This is a genomic window from Streptomyces sp. HPF1205 (assembly GCF_020400825.1).
Lineage (GTDB): Bacteria > Actinomycetota > Actinomycetes > Streptomycetales > Streptomycetaceae > Actinacidiphila.
Genome location: NZ_JAINVH010000100.1, coordinates 1 through 1,645, shown reverse-complemented (window position 1 = coordinate 1,645; position 1,645 = coordinate 1). Strand labels below are relative to the sequence as shown.

General features: G+C 65.8%; 2 protein-coding genes. Both read left to right on the top strand.

What is annotated here, in order from left to right; all coding sequences use genetic code 11:
• Positions 1 to 666: ABC transporter permease subunit (locus tag K7G61_RS35795; RefSeq protein WP_225851328.1), on the top strand; the 666-nt coding region annotated here is incomplete at its 5' end.
• Positions 663 to 1,625, top strand: a complete 963-nt coding sequence (locus K7G61_RS35790) for a carbohydrate ABC transporter permease (protein ID WP_225851327.1) — start codon at positions 663 to 665, stop codon at positions 1,623 to 1,625. The genes K7G61_RS35795 and K7G61_RS35790, both read left to right, overlap by 4 nt.
• Positions 1,626 to 1,645 lie beyond the last annotated feature (20 nt).

Here is a 1,645-nt window from a genome sequence, read left to right as displayed (position 1 = left end):
GTCCAGCTCATCCTCTTCTTCCCCATCCCCATCCTCCTCGCCCTCCTCCTCAACTCCATCCTCAGCCAACGCCTGCGCTCCATCATCCAGGCCATCACCTTCCTCCCCCACTTCTACTCCTGGGTCCTGGTCATCACCCTCTTCCAGCAGATGATCGGCGGCGCCGGACTCCTCAACCAATTCCTGCGCCAGCACCACGTCCACACCCTGGACATCATGACCAACCCCCACACCTTCTCGCTCCTGGTCACCTCCCAGATCATCTGGAAAGACGCCGGCTGGGGCATCATCGTCTTCCTCGCGGCCCTCGCGGCCATCGACCCCAACCTCTACGAAGCCGCCGCCGTCGACGGCGCCGGACGCTGGCGCCGCATGTGGCACATCACCCTGCCCGGCATGCGCGCCATCATCGTCCTCATGCTGGTGCTGCGCCTGGGCAACGCCCTGTCGGTCGGCTTCGAGCAGATGCTCATCCAACGCAACGCCGTCGGCCACGACGCCGCCGACGTCCTGGACACCTTCTCCTTCTACTACGGCATCGGCACCCAGAACTACAGCTACGGCGCCGCCGCCGGCATCTTCAAAAGCGCCATCTCCCTACTCCTGCTGTGGGCCGCCAACACCCTCGCCCACCGCTTCGGCGAGGACGGACTGTACCGAAAATGACCACCACCACACCCGCGCCCACAGCCCCCACCACCGGCCCCCGCCCCCGCCGCCACCACCCCCAGCGCCCCGTCTGGGAAGAACCCCCCACCCCCGCAGGACAAACCGCCAAAGGCCTCACCCTCGGCCTCGTCGTCCTGCTCATCCTCCTACCCGTCTACTGCGTCGTCCTGACCAGCATCTCCACCCCCGGCGCCATCAACCGCGCCGGCGGCCTCGTCCTCGTCCCCCACGGCATCACCCTCGACGCCTACACCACCATGCTCTCCGGCGGCCCCGTCCGACGCAGCCTCATCGTCACCTGCGCCATCACCGCCATCGGCACCGCCATCTCCATGACCGTCTCCATCCTGTGCGCCTACGGCCTCTCCCGCCACCGAAGCCTCGGCCACCGCTTCCTCCTGCTCATCCTCGTCATCACCATGTTCGTCAACGGCGGCCTCATCCCCACCTTCCTCGTCGTCTCCGAACTGCACGGCTACGGCACCTACTGGGCCCTCATCCTCCCCAGCGCCGTCAGCGTCTTCAACATCCTCGTCCTGCGCTCCTTCTACTCCACCACCGCAGCCGAACTCATCGACGCCGCCCGCATGGACGGAGCCGGCGAATGGCGCATCCTGCTCTCCGTCGTCCTGCCCACCTCCCGCGCCGTCACCGCCGTCATCACCCTCTTCTACGCCGTCGGCTACTGGAACACCTTCTTCAACGTCATGCTCTACATGCCCACCGAGAGCCAGAAATGGCCCCTCCAATACGTCCTCTACGAATACGTCAACCTCGGCGTCAACATGCCCGGCCAGGTCAACTCCGGCTACGGCGTCGCCGGCCACTCCCAAACCGCCCCCCTCTCCCTCCAAATGGCCGTCGTCGTCCTCACCCTCATCCCCATCCTCATCGTCTTCCCCTTCCTCCAAAAACACTTCGCCAAAGGCATGCTCACCGGAGCCATCAAAGGCTGAGCACCCAAGAACGGGGCCGG